At 30.0% G+C, this 16988-nt stretch carries 12 protein-coding genes; all 12 read right to left on the minus strand.

What is annotated here, in order from left to right; translation table 11 throughout:
• Positions 1-73: 73 nt before the first annotated feature.
• Entirely contained in the window at positions 74-796 is a 723-nt protein-coding gene (gene yqeC / locus ACTG46_RS11330) for a selenium cofactor biosynthesis protein YqeC (RefSeq protein WP_479922836.1), read from the minus strand.
• 183 nt (positions 797-979) lie between these two features.
• Complete coding sequence (locus ACTG46_RS11335; RefSeq protein WP_054270527.1) at positions 980-2257, minus strand: RNA-guided endonuclease InsQ/TnpB family protein; 1278 nt, start codon at positions 2255-2257, stop codon at positions 980-982.
• 138 nt (positions 2258-2395) lie between these two features.
• On the minus strand, positions 2396-4702 hold the full coding sequence (locus ACTG46_RS11340; protein ID WP_479922837.1) for a xanthine dehydrogenase family protein molybdopterin-binding subunit: 2307 nt from the start codon (positions 4700-4702) through the stop codon (positions 2396-2398).
• Between the two features lie 2 nt (positions 4703-4704).
• Positions 4705-5490 carry an FAD binding domain-containing protein gene (locus ACTG46_RS11345; protein ID WP_167640948.1) on the minus strand — a complete coding sequence of 262 codons (786 nt, stop codon included), beginning with the start codon at positions 5488-5490 and terminating at the stop codon, positions 4705-4707.
• A 108-nt stretch (positions 5491-5598) separates the two neighbouring features.
• Positions 5599-6957: a uracil-xanthine permease family protein gene (locus ACTG46_RS11350; RefSeq protein ID WP_054270530.1), complete on the minus strand. Its 1359-nt coding sequence runs from the start codon at positions 6955-6957 to the stop codon at positions 5599-5601.
• Positions 6958-8311: 1354 nt separating this feature from the next.
• Positions 8312-9223 carry a coiled-coil domain-containing protein gene (locus ACTG46_RS11355; protein WP_479922838.1) on the minus strand — a complete coding sequence of 304 codons (912 nt, stop codon included), beginning with the start codon at positions 9221-9223 and terminating at the stop codon, positions 8312-8314.
• Positions 9224-9481: 258 nt separating this feature from the next.
• Positions 9482-10567 carry a dihydroorotate dehydrogenase gene (locus ACTG46_RS11360; protein ID WP_479922839.1) on the minus strand — a complete coding sequence of 362 codons (1086 nt, stop codon included), beginning with the start codon at positions 10565-10567 and terminating at the stop codon, positions 9482-9484.
• Positions 10568-10618: 51 nt separating this feature from the next.
• Positions 10619-11932 (minus strand): amidohydrolase family protein, encoded by a 1314-nt coding sequence (locus ACTG46_RS11365; protein WP_479922840.1) that lies wholly within the window; start codon positions 11930-11932, stop codon positions 10619-10621.
• Positions 11933-14224, minus strand: coding sequence for a xanthine dehydrogenase family protein molybdopterin-binding subunit (locus ACTG46_RS11370; protein ID WP_479922841.1), 2292 nt, complete (start codon positions 14222-14224; stop codon positions 11933-11935).
• On the minus strand, positions 14214-15008 hold the full coding sequence (locus ACTG46_RS11375; RefSeq protein WP_054270535.1) for an FAD binding domain-containing protein: 795 nt from the start codon (positions 15006-15008) through the stop codon (positions 14214-14216). The genes ACTG46_RS11370 and ACTG46_RS11375 overlap by 11 nt, the downstream gene beginning before the upstream one ends.
• 38 nt (positions 15009-15046) lie before the next feature.
• Entirely contained in the window at positions 15047-15493 is a 447-nt protein-coding gene (locus ACTG46_RS11380) for a (2Fe-2S)-binding protein (protein WP_009890210.1), read from the minus strand.
• Between the two features lie 73 nt (positions 15494-15566).
• Positions 15567-16973, minus strand: coding sequence for an amidohydrolase family protein (locus tag ACTG46_RS11385; protein WP_054270537.1), 1407 nt, complete (start codon positions 16971-16973; stop codon positions 15567-15569).
• Positions 16974-16988: the final 15 nt, after the last annotated feature.

A 16988-nucleotide genomic window follows, 5' to 3' on the forward strand; every position in this document is an offset into this window, starting at 1 on the left:
TAGTTCTATGATTTTATAATATCGCTATTGATATTATCTATATATATAATATCATATAAACTATTTTAATACTTCAATATCTTGTACAAAACTTTTGTTTTATACTTCCATAAAATATCTCCATTTTACTTTCATCTTCTTTAATACTTTTTATTAATTCTATAGCTAATTTTTTATATTTTTCATCTTCAACTTTATTGATGAATAATATTTTTTCTCCACAATAGTTTTTAAATAAACCATTTGGATTTAATACTATATTTTTTAAATTTTCGAGATTTACTGTAGAATCATTGTTAGTATTATATGTATCTAAATTTACTATTTTTTTAAATAGGTCTAATCTGTGTATGTTTTCTTCGTTAATATTCATTCCAAATGAGGTTATATCTAATATTCCTACAGTTTTTGTAGTTTTGTGATATACTACTGGTTCATTATCATCCCAACCTTTAAGTCTTTTTTTCTTTGAACCATCTCCCTCTATTAAGACTATATCAAATTTATCTACAATTTCATCCAAAATAGATGAATCAATACCTACTATTTTATTTTCATTATTTATATAGCTTCCACATACTGTTACTCCATGACAAATAGATGGAATAACAGTTCCATCTATTGTCATAATTATATTTTCATAATTATCTGGTACATATATTTTAGTTGTTGTTGTAAGAAGAACTCTTAATTTACATCTATAAAAATCTGCAAAATAGTTTATAAATGAAGTTTTACCTCCTGCTCCAACTACAGTTATTATTTCGTTCTTTCCTATTATATTTGATAATTCCACACTTTCACCTCTTGTAACTAATTTTTTAATCTCTTAATTTTTTATAATTAAACTTTTTTAGTAAAAGTGATTTTTGAAATTCCATAAACTCGAAAGTAAATAGATTCTGTTGTAAACAACAAGGCGGATCCAATTCGCCGCTAAGCTGTAAGCCTACGCTATCAGTTTATCTTTTAAATATAATTAAGATATTCTTATTCTTTGTGGTTGTTTTAATATTTGAGGATTATCCTTCAACTTGGATAAGTCAACTATTTGTGATTTTTTTAATATATTAAGACTAGCATTTACATCTGCATTTATAATCATACCAACACTGGATTTATATTGACCTCGAGTTATTCTTTCTCCCTTAAAATCATATTTTTGTGCATTATCCAAATTGATATCAGGCAGAAAATCATCAGCAAAAAAGTCAGATTTACTAGTATAACTTTCTTCTTGTCTAATAAAATTAATATTTTTTATTTTGCATAGATATTCTAACTTTCCTTTTATCTCTCCAAAAGGAATTCTTATAAAATTTCTATATATTTTCCTCTCCACATTATCACTTTTCTCTAATTTAGCATTATATCCTACTATTAAGTTTCCAATATTATTTTTTATACAGTAATCAATTATGTAAAAACAAGTTTTATTTACATAATCCTTAACTTGATTATTCCTTTTATTCCAGACTTTAAATTGCTTTCTTGTAATTGCTGTTACATTCTTTTTCAATTTTAAAGCTTCTATTTTATCATTCTGCTTATTTGCCCATTGATTCACAGATTTAAGCCTTTTCCCATCTATGATAAAACTATCACCTAGATTTGTAACACATGTACATAAGTTTTCTAAACCTAAATCTATAGCTAGTGCATTTTTTTGATTTGAAACTTCCTCTGATTTCGGTATCTCATAACAATACTGAATTTCAAAGAACCTAGCCTTATGTTTAGGTATTATTCTTATTTCTTTAATCTTTTTTTCTAATATATTTTGAGGAACTTTTATACTTACTTTCCCATATAATTTTTTAAATGCTGGAGACATGGGTATATTTAGAATGCCATCTTCTTTAATTCTTATTTGACCTATTATTATACTAAAGAATCCTTCCTTATCAAGGTATTTAGGTGATTTTATTCCTCTAAAATCATACTTACCTTCTTTAGCTAATTTAATTAATCCAAAAAAAGACCTAAACGAACTATCAACTTCTTTTAATATCTGTTGAGCTATATTACTATTGAGAAGCTTATAATTTTCATTTTCTTTACATACATGATAGTTGGCTTCATAGTTAAGATGTTCTCCTTGATTAAAATAGTGTTGTCTAACATTGTATGTCCCAACATTATATAAGTTTTTTGCTAAGAAGCACATCTCTCGTAGAGCTTGATATTCTTTTTTAGTTAAGTTTTTTAATTGTTGTCTTTGAGTTCCATAGTGTATATTTTTTATTCTACTTGGCATAAACTCACCTCCTTTAGAATATACTCTACTAGACATTATATATGGTATTTTTACAAAACGCCATATATAATGTCTATTTAGTTACTTTATTTTACAAAATAATTTAAATTTACATATTTTTATATATTATATTACATATTATAATGGTTTGTTATTGTTTTTCATTCCCATATAAACTTTTTCAAATGTCATAGGAAGCTCTCTCATACGAACTCCAGTAGCATTGAATATTGCATTTGCTATTGCTGGAGCTGGTGTGTGTATTACTATCTCTCCTAATGATTTAGCACCATAAGGGCCTCCTGGGTCGAAATTATCAGCAAAATCTACCAATATATTTCCTACTTCTTTTTTTGTAGGAACTTTGTATTGTAAAAAACTATCTGTTAATAATCTTCCATCTTTATCAAATCTAGGGTCTTCATACATTGCAAACCCTATACCCATCATTACTCCACCTTCTACTTGTATTCTAGCTAAAGTTGGATTTATAACAGTTCCACAATCAGGTACACATGCAAAATTTATTACCTTATATTCACCTGTATTTTTATCTAATTCTATCTCTGCAAATCCTGCTATAAATGGTTTTATTCTTTTTAACATACCAAAAGACTCTGTCGCTTCCAAGACTACTGGCACATCATCACTAGCAAAACCTATGCCTCCTACTGATTCCCTACCTAATTCTTCCAATAACACAAATTTACTATTATCATTTTTAACAAAAACTCTATCTTTTCCCAACTCTAAATCTTCTTTTTTAAATCCTAGCTTTGATTCTGCCACTGAAAGTAATATTTCTTTTAATTTATTTGCTGTCTTTATAGTTGCATTTCCTGTAACTGTTGTGGTACAAGAAGCAAATGCTCCTGTATCGTATGGACATAAGTCTGAATCCCCTGTATAAACAGATATTCTATCTACAGTAGTATTCAAAGTTTCAGCAGCAATTTGCGCTTGAATTGTATCAGCTCCTTGACCTAAATCAGCAAGACCAGATAACAACTTGTATGTTCCATCTTCATCCATGCGTATAGTCACTGTTGCCATATCTACACGTGGTATACCAGAACCATGATTTGCAACTGCCATACCTACTGCTCTTACCTTGTTATTTCCTATATCTTTACATGGATACTTAGCATCCCAATTTATTAATTTTTTACCTTTTTCTATACATTGTTTTAACTCACAACTTAATATTTCTTCTTCAGCTGCTTTTCCAGTAGTGTATCTATCTATTATATTTTTAACTCTAAATTCAAGCGGGTCCATTCCAATCTTATTGGCTAATTCATCAATAGCACTATCTATTGCAAATATTCCTTGTGTAGCACCATATCCTCTAAGAGCTCCTGCTGGTAACCTATTAGTATAAACTGTTCTAGCATCAAATCTAACAGCATCAATATCATTGTATATTGGTAATGTATTATGTCCAGATTCGGAAGAAACAGAAACACCATTACCACCATAAGCACCCGTATTATTTAATGATTTTAATTCTATTGCCTTTAAATTTCCTTCTTTATCTGCACCCACTCTAACGTCAAAAAACATTTCATGTCTACTATTAGACCCTACAAAAGTTTCACCTCTTGTAAAAACGAATTTTGCCGGTCTACCAGTTTTCATAGTAACGAATGCAGTGAATATATCTGTAGCCGCTATATTCTTTCCTCCAAAGCCGCCACCTATTCTAGGCTTTATCACCCTTATTTTTGAAGATGGTATGCCAAGTACTTTTCTAAGTATTCTCTTTACATTATGTGGTGATTGTAATGATGAAACTACAACAATCCTATCATTTATATCCTTGTATGAATAAGACCTATGAGTTTCCATCATACAATGCGATTGACTTTGAGTTTTATATGAAGCTTCAACCACAAAGTCACTTTCTTCAAGTTTTGCTTCAACATCTCCAAATTCAAAAAACTCTTTAGATACTATATTATTTTTTGCATCCAATCCAAAAGGGTATGGCTCTACTATATCGTCTTCTGGATGTATAACAACCTCATTTCCTTCTGCTTCCTTTGCATTAAACACAGGTTTTAAAATTTCATAATCTACCTTTATCATCTTCAACGCTTTAAGTGCTGTTTTTTCATCTTCTGCTGCCACTAATGCTACTTCATCACCAACAAATCTAACTGTATCTTCAAGCAAAACTCTGTCATAAGGAGATGCTTCTGGCTCTGTTTGACCTGGAACACAATATCTAACTTGTGGTACATCTTTATAAGTATAAATGCCCACAACACCTGGAATTTTTTCAGCTTTTGATGTATCTATATTCTTTATTTTTGCATGTGCATGTGGACTTCTAAGTAATTTTAATGTCAAAACATCTTTATGCATGATGAGGTCTTCAGTATATAGAGGCTTCCCTGTAACAATGGCTGTACTATCTATCTTTCTTATCCCCTTAGTAATCATTATTAGTTTCCTCCCTCAATAACATTATACATCCTTTTAACTAGTGCACTTGCCATGTCTATTCTATAATCTTTACTAGCTCTCATATTACTTCCATAAGTTAATTCCTCACTTGCAATAATAGATGCCTTATCTATATCTTTTTCTTCACTTAATATAGTACTTGCTCCAAGAGCTATTTTTGCCCTTTGAGGTCTCGCTCCAATTGCTATTTTGTAAGTATTATTTTCTTTCAACATGGCTGAGTTTAGTACAGGAAAATCTCCTGTACATTTTCTTATTGAATCAAAAACAGCTATTGCATCTCTTTTTGGAAGTATTACCTCAACTAATATGTCTTTACTTAACTTATTATCTAAAAACTCATTTAATTCTAAGACTCCTTCTTTGTATAATCTTACCTTTGCTCCAACAACTAAAAGTGCTGGTATTAAATCAGAAAAACCGTACTTTGAAAATACACTAGCACCAATTCTAGCACCTTGTCTAAATTGAACTCCTACTATATTAGAAACAGCACTTGAAACTATTCCACTACAGTAATTTTTAATAGTTTTATCAATTTCTAAACTTCTAAGAGATGTATCTGCACCTATAAGAATATTTTTCTCATCTTCCCTTATATAATTTAGATTTATCGCCTTTAAATCTATGGCTGTTCCTATATTCTTATTACTTAATTTTATAAATCCGCACCCACCTAGAATAACATTATTCTTTTTAGAAGTTAAAATTTTATATGCTTCTTCTAAGCTTTCTGGAACTGTATATTCTTTTATAGTAACCATCTTATCCCCCTGTCATTATACTTATTAAAAATTGAAATTTTTAAATCTATCTTTTAATTTATATCAATAAATGTGATATGTCTGATTCACATTTATTAACTCTTTACATTATAAATTTTCCTTTTTATCTTCAACTTTGTTATTCCTACTTTTAGGAAATTTTACCATATACAAAGCTTGAACTATTATGGCTACCATTGCTCCTGAAACTACACTTGAATCTGCAAATAAGGTTTCTATAAACTTTGGAAACTTTTCAAGAACTTGAGGAGCCACCATAAATCCTATGCCAGAAGCCATAGAAAGACCTAATATCATGCTATTTTCTTGATTGAACCCATCCATACTAACAAGTCTTAAACCAGATGTTGTAAGGGTTGAAAATATAACAAGTGTTGCTCCCCCAACCACACAAGGAGGAATGGTTCTTATCAAATTAGCTAGCAAAGGTGATATGCCTGCCAAAAATAGCCCAATTCCCCCAATAGCCAATACAAATTTACTTACAATTTTCGTGTTGGAAACGATTGCAGAATTTTGACCAAACATCCCCATTGGAGTTGCAGAAAATAATGCACCTATCGTAGATAGTACTCCATTTCCTAAAACAGCAGAAGAAAGTTCTTCATCTGTTACTTGTCTATTGAGTCCCCCTACTGCAGAAAGCGTACATGCACCCATAATATCTGCTATTTCAACCAAATATATTATTGAAAACATCACTACAACTTCGATTCTTATATCTAGACCAAAAATAAGTGGTTTTGGAAGCGCTACCAAAGTAAACTCTTGAATTGAAGAAAAATTTACAATACCCAAAATTAGTGATAAAATGTATCCAAAAATTATACTAACTAATATTGATGCATCTTTAAACAATCCTCTTCCATACTTGTTTAATCCTAATATCATAAGAGATACAGAGATTCCAACTATAAAATTAATTGGCTGTCCAAAAGTTTCATTTCCCATACCTCCAGCTAAGTTTTTTATAGCTATTGGAAAAAGTCCAAGACCCATACATGCGACTATTGTTCCAGATACAACTGGAGTAAATATAAATCGTATTTTTTTAAGACCAAAACCAATTATAATTATTACTATTCCAGCTATTATTTGAGAACCAAATAAGACTGGCAACCCATACTTTCCTGCAACAGAGACTCCAGCTCCTATAAACATAGCTGTAGCTCCCATTATAACTGGTATCCCTCCCCCTAATTTAAATCCTTTAAATAGAGGTATTGGATATAATTGTAATAAAGTTGATATTCCTGCAAAAACTAGTGCTGCTTGAATCAAGAGTGTTGACATTTTATGATCAAGCCCAGCTGCATTTGCAACCAATATAGCTGGTAAACAACTTCCTATTACCATCGCCATTAAGTGTTGTAACCCTAAAGGTACGGCTTCCTTTAGTGGTGGTATTCCGTCTAATTCAAATTTTGATGTACTTTTTGCTTTCATAATAAAAACTCCCGTTACATAAAACTTATTGAATTATATAAATACTTAAAAATCTAATATATTAAATTAAATGACGTTTATAAATTTTGATTACACTTACTTATACATTTAAGTCTCTACTCTTAAAGAATACGTACAATAAATTTAATTATTAACAAATAAACTTATTCTATCATTTTGTATATGTTATTATACAGTAGCTTACAAACATAAGAATATTATAGCTATGAATTTTTAATTTTTTACAATAAATTTAATCCAAGTTAAATCTTTCAATCTTAATAATTATAAGTTATAAGTTTTCATAAGTATTTATATTTTGTAAGTTTTAAACATTTACCTATAAACGCTACTTTATAGATGCCACTTTAAATCCAGTGACCTCATACTTTCATATGAGCGTAGACTATTTCTTCATCTTCAGCATTACCTGTTAAGAGCAACCCGTTTCCACTATCAATAGCTTATAGTGTACTCTCTCTCGAGATAGTCGTTTGACCTTCCTATTTCTAGGCTTGGCGACCAAATGTCCATTATTAAGTACTTAGGCTCTCACCATATACCATCCTTACTATTGTTTCTGGTTTTCACCACATTCATAAAAGTTTCTTTCTATCTTTTATTGTAGTTGCAAGGCTTTAGGATTTACTGGTTTTAAAGTTGTGTCCTACATAGATTTCTCCATGTACGGGGCCAAAAGTACAACTCATTTAATATACTTTGCTTTACCCCCTGTAAATAATATTATTTACTCTTTCACTGTTTTTGTTATTAAATTAATTAAATGATAATTAATCTAAGCATAAAATAATTTTTTAATTTAAACTCAAAATATTTATGAATATTTTATAATATAATTCTCATAAGACAGAAAAACTTAATAAGCTATGTATCTCAGTTGTATCAATGTACTCTCCTTTACTATATTTATACCTGCAACATAAAACATACAAGTTTCTATCTATTTTATAGATATATATTAATATCTATAATTAAAATAGTAATATTGTTTGTGTAATAAGAGCTTTATTTACATTACTATTTATAGTTTTTATAGAGCAATTTTAATGCCAATATTTACGTATATTTATTTGTTATAAAATTTTTGTAATTTTATTGATAAAATTTTACTTATTTCAACCGTTCTATCAAATTTTCGCATTTAACTTTTAAGTTTTATTTTTATAATTTCAATATATCTACATAAAAAAAAGACCTTAAAATAAAATTTTAACGGTCTTTTCTCAAATTTTTATTTTCATTTCTAAAATTTATAATAAATAACAGTAACATTATAAGCCTTTTTTATATAATATTTTTTATTTTGTGGATGATAAATTAGTGAATTAAGATATTATCTAACTGATTTTAGTTTAACAATATCACTCCAATTTTTACTAGTAGCTAACTCTACTAAATTTAAATCTCTTCTTATTTCAGAAACATCTTCTTTTATAGCATTTGTATCACCTTTTATATATGCTATATTATGCTCCATACTATCATGAGTAGCTTTATTTATTTCAGAATTATGTAATAAGCTTCCTAAAATATTGCTCTGCTCTTCCTGTATCTCTTTCATTGATTTTTCTTCACGTTCTAGAACATCAATCTTTACTTCAATTCCATATAATTTCTCATTTGCTGTAGATATTTCGTCCTTAATTCCACTCATATCTTCACTAATATTATTTATTTTGCTTTGCATAGAGTTTATCTCTGATTTAACTCCAGATATATCTTCTTTCATCCCAATCATATCTTGTTTTACATCAGACATATCTTCTTTTACCATACTTGTCTCCTGTTTTAATCCAGTTATTTCTTTTTTCATTAAATTTACTTCTTGCTTTACTTCAGATATATCTTCTTTTAACATATTCATCTCTTGTTTTACTTCAGACATGCCTTCTTTTAATACACTTATTTCTTGCTTTACTTTGGACATATCTTCTTTTAGAACAGTTATCTCTTGCTTCACTTCAGACATATCTTCTTTTAGAACAGTTATCTCTTGTTTTACTTCAGACATATCGCTCTTTAATACAGTTATCTCTTGTTTCATTTCAGACATGTCGTCCTTTAACATTGTTATCTCTTGTTTCATTTCAGACATATCTTCTTTTACCACAGTTATTTCTTGTTTTACTTCAGACATATCGCTCTTTAATGCAGTTATTTCTTGTTTTACTTCAGACATATCTTCTTTTATACTAACTACATCTTTATTTATAATATGTAATAATTCTAAAATCTTATCTTGCACTTACATCACCATCCCTATTAATTATTATAACATTTTATACAAATGCTATACAATGTTAACATATCTATAAAACAGTTATTAATAATTAATCAAAATATAAAATAATTTCAAATAAACCTATTTTTCATTGTTGAAATGATGAAAATATACTTAATTTCATACAAAAAGGGTGCCTCATGAACTAAAAAGTTCATCTTGAGACACACCCTTTTATTTCTATATAAAGTTTTATTTTTTAATTATTCTTTACAAAATAACCTATGCATTCAATTCTGAACATGAAATTTTTCTTCCAAGTGCTTTTGGTTTACAAACTGATATGCAAAGACCACAGTATCTACACTCTTCTTCATTTAACTCCATCTTATCATTTAATTTTCTTGCTTGATATGCACATACTCTCTCACACATCTTACATTTAGTACATTTTTCTTCATCATAAGTAAATTCAAAGCTAAGTCTTTCATTTACGTCGCCCATATGCTTATGTACTATACCACAAGCATTTTCTATAGTATTATACCCTAGTCTATTAAGATTAGATTTTAAGTCATCATGTATTTTAGATATTACTTGTGAACCTTTTAAAATTACCACTGAACATATACCAACAAAGTCAGCACCTGCCATAATCATTTCTAATGCATCATCTCCACTAACACATCCACCTAAACCAATTATTGGTATATTGACTTCTTTTTTTATTTCATAGATTCTTTGTAAAGTTATTGGCTTAATAGTTTCTCCACTTAGATATCCTATTCCGTTTCCACCTAATAAAGGTTGACCAGTTTCTATATCTATTCTAAATGCTGGTCCTACAGAATCACAAGCAGTTATTGCATCTGCTCCTGCTTCTTCTAATTTTTTAGCAAAAGCTCCTATTTCATCTATCATAGGAGGAAGTTTAACTATTACTGGTATATTTACTCTTTCTTTAGCATCTTTAAGCATTGGTATCAAATCTCTATAGTCATAAGATACTAATTCAATAAAGTCAGCTCCTGCATTTGCAACTTTCTCTACTAATTCACTGCTTTCTTCGATTGTATGACCTATTGAAGCTATACAGACAGTCCCATCTTTTTTCATTTGTGGTATTTCAAAATCTATCCATTGTTCTGGTTCAAAATCTGTCCATTTCTCATTATTTAAAAGAGCATTAGTTGTATTTCTAACCATATGTGGTGCTGGATTTATAGCTCTTTCTTTTCTTATAGTCTTAGTAACAACTGCCCCTGCTCCTGCATCACTTAATATTTTACATCCAGCTGCACTATATGTTAATGGTCCTGAACCTATTATAAGTGATGATTTTAATTCTTTACCTAAAAAATTGTACATTATCTGCTTCCCCTTTTCATTTATATTTACATTTATTTATATTTACATTCATTAAAATTTCCAAAATTCACAAGCAACTTCTTTCATCTCTTTAACAATAGCTTTTTTATCTAAATCAACTAATTGTTTTTCTTTTAAAATATGTCTACCATCTATGTATACATTTGATATAAATTCTTTTTTACCTTGTACTACTATCTGGTCAAATATGTTATCAAGAGTTACAGGAGTTTTGAATTCATCTTCCATAACTATTATATCAGCCTTATTGCCAGCTACTATTTTACCAGATTTTTGAAGACCTAGTGCATGAGCACCATACTCTGTTGCCATTTTAAAGACCATATTTGCTGGCATTACAGATGCATCTTCTTCGACTGATTTGTGCATTAAGAATGCACCTCTCATAACTTCAAAAAAATCATTTATATATCCATCTGTACCAAGTGCTACTTTTATACCTTTTTTAATCATTTTTGGTACTGGAGAAAAACCTCCACCTACTTCGCAGTTGCTAAGAGGCATATGAACCACTTTTACGCCGTTTTCTTTTAATATCTCTATCTCTTCATCATTTACCTTTACACACTGAGAAGCTAATACAGTTTCATCCAATATCTCTAAATCATTATAGTATTCAACAGCTTTTTTACCAAAATGTTTTTCAGCATAGTTTGGTTCATATATACTCTCACATAAATGGAATTGCATTGGCGCATCTAATTTCTTTGCATCTTCTTTAGCTTGCTTAATAAATTTATCTGAACATGTAAAACTTGTATGAGTACACATTATTCCATTTATTAATTTACTATTTTCTCTACTCCACTTTATCAAATTAGAATTTTCATCTAAACATCTAAGCCCGTTTTCATAACTTATTCTCTCGCAACTTTCTAGGGATAAAACCGCTTTCATCCCTATCTCTTCTAATATTTTACCTTGCTCAATTAAAGTTCCTACCTCTGTATTTGGAGCCTCTAGAGTATCACAAAAAGCTACTACACCAGATTCTATAAGCTCTATTGCTGATGCTTTAGTTGTTGACTTTACTTCTTTTAATCCTATTCTGTTTTCTATAAATGGCCACCAATAATCATTTAAAAAACCTTCAAAATCAGTAAAATGTACGTTTGCAGGTATTCCTCTAGAAAGCACTCCATATTGGTGCATATGACCATTAATGAATCCTGGCATTACTATAGCATCCGATTTATCTATTATTCGTTCAATATTTTTGTACTTTATTTCAACTTCTTCATTTGGTAATATATCTTTTATAATGTCATTTTCTACTACAACAGCATAATTTGTATATATTTCATCAGCAGAAGATATTAAGTATTTACTTTTTATAGCAATCATTTATTTTCCCCCCTGATTTAATTTTTTCATAGCCATATAAACTTTCTCAGAAGTTATAGGAAGTTCTCTTACACGAACTCCAGTAGCATTATATATTGCATTTGCTATTGCTGGTGCTGGTGTATGAATAACTATTTCCCCTAAAGATTTAGCTCCATATGGACCTGTTGGATCATAACTATCTACAAAATCAACAAATATATTTCCTATATCTTTTTTTGTTGGAACTTTGTATTGTAATAAATTAGAAGTCTGAAGCTTTCCATCAGAACCATGTCTAGGGTCTTCATACATTGCAAGCCCTATACCTTGAGTTACACCACCTTCAACTTGTATTCTAGCAAGTGCAGGATTCATAACTGTACCACAATCAGTAGAACAGGCATAATTTATTACTTTAAACTCACCTGTCGTTTTGTCTAACTCAATTTCAGCAAATCCTGCTAAGAATGGTTTCGCACTCTCTTGTATTCCATATGATTCAGATGAATATAAAACCTCTTGATTTCCACCACCAACAGATTCTCTTCCTAATTCACTTAACAATACAAACTTATCTACATCTTCACTATAGCAAACTCTATCCTCATATAGTATTAAATCATCTATTGGTAAATCTAGTTTCTTCTGTGCTACTTTTAATATCTTTTGTTTTAAACTTTCAGCAGATTTTATTGTAGCATTTCCAGTTACATAAGTAGTACAAGAAGCATATGCACCAGTATCATATGGACACATATCTGTATCTCCTGTATAAACAGAAATTCTATCAATAGATGTATTCAATGCTTTTGCAGCTATTTGAGCAAGTATTGTATCAGAACCAGTTCCTAAGTCTGAAGACCCAGAAAACAACTTATAAGTTCCATCTTCATCCATTCTCATATTTACTATTGCCATATCTATGTTAGCTATACCAGAACCATGAGTTCCCACAGACATTCCAACAGCTCTTACTTTATTGTTTCCAATCTCTCTGACAGGATATTTTTCATCCCATCCAATAAGTTTCTTTCCTCTAATTATACATTCATCAAGTGCACAACTTCTGATTGGAAAATTCATTATTCCGCCTTCAGTTTGCTTTTTTATAATATTTTTCAATTTTATTTCTGTTGGGTCCATATTAAGTTTATGTGCTAATTCATCGATTGCACAATCAAGTGCGAATGTACCTTGTGTTGCTCCGTATCCTCTTAATGCTCCCCCTGGAACTAAATTAGTATACACAGTTCTTCCATCAAATTTTATTGCAGGTACATTGTTATATGTTGGAAGTACATTATGCCCTGATTCAGAACAAACTGAAGGTCCATTATCTCCATAAGCACCTGTATTGTTCAAGGCTTTCATATCTATAGCTTTTATATTTCCTTCTTTATCTGACCCAATCTTTATATCAAAAAACATCTGATGTCTAGTATTAGTCATTGCAAAAGTTTCTTCTCTAGTATAAATAAGCTTTGCTGGTCTTTTTGTCATCCAAGTCACAAATGATGCATATATCTCCGTTACAGCTATATTTTTTCCACCAAAACCTCCACCTATTCTTGGTTTTATTACTCTCACTTTTGAAAGAGGTATTCCCAATGCTCTAGAAACCTGTCTTCTCATATGATAAGCTGATTGATTTGCAGAAGTTACTACTAATCTACCATTTGTATCTATATACGTATAAGCTCTATGAGTTTCCATCATACAATGGGCTTGTGATTGAGTCATATAAGAATGTTCTACTATTACATCACTTTCTTTAAACTCTTTTTCTACATCCCCTTTACCCATTTTTTCTCTTGATACAATGTTTTTTGTAGCATCTAATCCAAAATCAAATGGACAAAACAAATCTTCTTCTTCATGGATTAAGGTTTTATTTCCTTCTGATTCTCTTGCATCCAATATAGGAGTCATTACTTCATATTCTACTTTTATAAGTTTCATAGCTTTAATAGCAGACCTTTCATCTTCAGCAGCTATTATAGCAACCTCATCTCCTACATATCTAACTATATCTTCAAGTATTAATTGGTCATGAGGTGAGGCTTCTGGATATGATTCACCAACCATTGAATATCTATAATTTGGCACATCTTTGTAAGTGAATATATCTACTACACCTTTTACTTTTAATGCATTTTTTATATCGATGTTTTTTATCTTTGCAAAAGCATGTGGACTTCTAAGAAGTTTAATAGTCAAAACATCTTTATGAAAGATTAAATCTTCTGTATATATTGGTTTTCCAGTAATAATGGCTTCACTATCTATTTTTCTTACTTCTTTATTTACCATCACACTCACCTCCAATACTATTATACATTCTTACTACTAAAGCTTTTGCCATGTCTTTTCTATACTCTTTACTTCCTCTTATATTGCTTCCAAATGAAAGTTCTTCACTTGATACTTCTCCAGCTTTTTCTATATCATTTTCTAAGCTTAATATTTCACTTGCTTTATAGGCAATTTTTGCTCTTCTTGGTCTAGCTCCTATTGCAATTTTATAAGTACTTCCTTCTTTTAACATTGCTCCATTTAATACTGCAAAATCACCTGTACATTTTCTTATAGAATCAAATACACCTATAGCATCTTTTTTAGGTAATATAATTTCTATTAATATATCTTTTTCAAGCTCACTTTCTAAAAAATCAGCTAAGTTCATAACCCCTTTTTTATATAACCTAACCTTTGCATCTACTACTAGTAATGAAGGTATTAAATCTGAAAATCCATACTTAGCAAATACGCTAGCTCCTACTCTAGCTCCACTTCTAAATTGAACTCCTACTATATTAGAAACAGCATTTGAAATTACTCCATTACAGTAATTTTTAATAACCTTATTTAATTCTAAAGTTCTTAAACTTGTATCTGCTCCAATTAATATGCTATCATCAGTTTCATTTATATAATCCAAAGCCAAGTCTTTTAAATCTATTGCTGAACCAATATTTTTATTACCTAACTTTAAAAATCCGCAGCCTCCAAGTATTATGTTATTTTTTCTTGATATTAGCAGTTCATAAGCTTCATCTAAACTTTTTGGAACTACATATTCCTTTATAGTTATCATATTCTCTCCCCATATCAATTTAATTTTCACTTAAAAACTTAAGTGTTCAAATATTTATGTATTGCTCTTAATTGACCTTTATATCCTGTGCATCTACAAAGGTTGCCATTTACATAATCTATAACTTCTTCTTCAGTTGGATTTTGAAGTTCTCTTTTCATAGCCAAAACCATCATTATAAATCCAGGAGCACAAAATCCACATTGGTCAGCTCCTTCATCTGCAAGAAAATCCCCAAATTTCTTTGCTTCATCCAAAACACCTTCAAGCGTTGTTATATGTTGACCATCTACTCTTGCAGTAAGATAGTTGCAAGAAAGTACTGCCTTGTCATTTACCATTACTGTACATAGTCCACATGAACCTGTATCGCATCCTTTTTTAACACTTACATACCCATTTTCTCTTAGTGTATCTGCTAAAAAATCATCTGGTCTTATACTTAATTCTTTTTCTTTATTATTTATGGTACATTTGATAATCAAATAAATCACCTCAAAACTCATATTTTTAAGCCAAAGTTTTTATTATACTTCTTTATGAATAAAATCAAATTTATTAATAAAGGCTATTCCATTTATGACCTTCCATTCTATTCTTTATAGTTCCTCTTACACAAAGTCTCTCAGCTGTATCTTGAGCATCTTTTAATGCTTTCTCTTCATTAGCTGTTAATATTTTTGAATCTTCCATTATTATATTTCCATCTACTATAACTCCCTCTATATTTTTCATACTAGAAGAATATACTAATGTAGATACTGGATTATGCATAGGTATCGCTTTTGGTGAAAGCATTGGATTAAATATTAGTAAATCTGCTTTCTTACCTATTTCTAATGACCCTATCTCATCTTCCATTCCAATAGCTCTTGCCCCATCTATAGTTGCTAACTCAAGAACTTTTTCTGCTGACATTGCCAATGGATCACACTTATTAACTTTATGTTGAAGTGCTGTTAATTTCATAAGTTCAAGCATATCTTGAGAGTTATTACTAGCAGCTCCATCTACTCCTAAACTAACTGTTATTCCTTTTTTAAGCATTTCTGGTACTGGTGCAACACCTGAAGATAAGTACATATTACTTGCTGTATTATGAGATACTTTCATGTCATATTTTTTAGTAAGTTCCATATCTTTTTCAGTTAAATACACACAATGTACCATAAGTACATTTGGTCCAAGTATTCCTAATTTTTCTAAAACATCTATGTCATATTGCCCATGCAATTCTTTTGCAGCTTCTCTATCAAAAGGAGTTTCTGATATGTGTACTGTAAATAAAGCATCATCATATTCTTTTACTACTCTCCATAGCATCTCAAGCATTTCTTGAGAATTTGACCATATTGCTGCGGGAGCTACTCCTATTTTGATTCTTCCATTTTCTGTATTATGGTGTTTTTCAAATAATCTTCTTACATCTTTTTCAACCGTTTCTACATCTTGCATTATTCCAGGATGAACTCCAAATTGAGCACCTGTATTCATACATCCTCTTCCAAGTATTCCTCTTATTCCTAATTCTTTATAAGCATCTATTATTCCATCGCAAAGACCTGGTTTACTGTGAGGATACATATAGTCAACCATAGTTGTTATACCACTTCTAAGTCCTTCAATACATCCAAGCATTGCAGCATCATAAGTATCTTTTGGTTCTAAATAGTTAGCTGCTGGAAAAGTCATAGTTTCTAACCAGTCTTTAAGTACCATATCATCTCCCAATCCTTTTAATAAAGTCTGGAATAAGTGATTATGTGTATTTATAAAACCTGGGAATAGAACTTTACCCTTAGCATCTATTACCTTTTTAACATCTGTATATTTACTTTCTATTTCCTTAGAATTCCCAATATCAGCAATCTTGTTATCCTTTACTACTAACGCCCCATCAAAAATAACTTCTCTCTCTTTATTTACAGTTACTATTATGGCATTCTTAATAAGTATATCCATCATTCTTATTTCCCCCCG

The sequence above is a fragment of the Clostridioides sp. LIBA-7678 genome (assembly GCF_056716065.1).

Bases quoted from the DNA above. Each gene is read 5' to 3' on its own strand.
- ACTG46_RS11335 (WP_054270527.1), bottom strand. From the start codon at position 2,257: ATGCCAAGTAGAATAAAAAATATACACTATGGAACTCAAAGACAACAA.
- ACTG46_RS11340 (WP_479922837.1), bottom strand. From the start codon at position 4,702: ATGATTACTAAGGGGATAAGAAAGATAGATAGTACAGCCATTGTTACA.
- ACTG46_RS11345 (WP_167640948.1), bottom strand. From the start codon at position 5,490: ATGGTTACTATAAAAGAATATACAGTTCCAGAAAGCTTAGAAGAAGCA.
- ACTG46_RS11350 (WP_054270530.1), bottom strand. From the start codon at position 6,957: ATGAAAGCAAAAAGTACATCAAAATTTGAATTAGACGGAATACCACCA.
- ACTG46_RS11360 (WP_479922839.1), bottom strand. From the start codon at position 10,567: ATGTACAATTTTTTAGGTAAAGAATTAAAATCATCACTTATAATAGGT.
- ACTG46_RS11365 (WP_479922840.1), bottom strand. From the start codon at position 11,932: ATGATTGCTATAAAAAGTAAATACTTAATATCTTCTGCTGATGAAATA.
- ACTG46_RS11370 (WP_479922841.1), bottom strand. From the start codon at position 14,224: ATGGTAAATAAAGAAGTAAGAAAAATAGATAGTGAAGCCATTATTACT.
- ACTG46_RS11375 (WP_054270535.1), bottom strand. From the start codon at position 15,008: ATGATAACTATAAAGGAATATGTAGTTCCAAAAAGTTTAGATGAAGCT.
- ACTG46_RS11385 (WP_054270537.1), bottom strand. From the start codon at position 16,973: ATGATGGATATACTTATTAAGAATGCCATAATAGTAACTGTAAATAAA.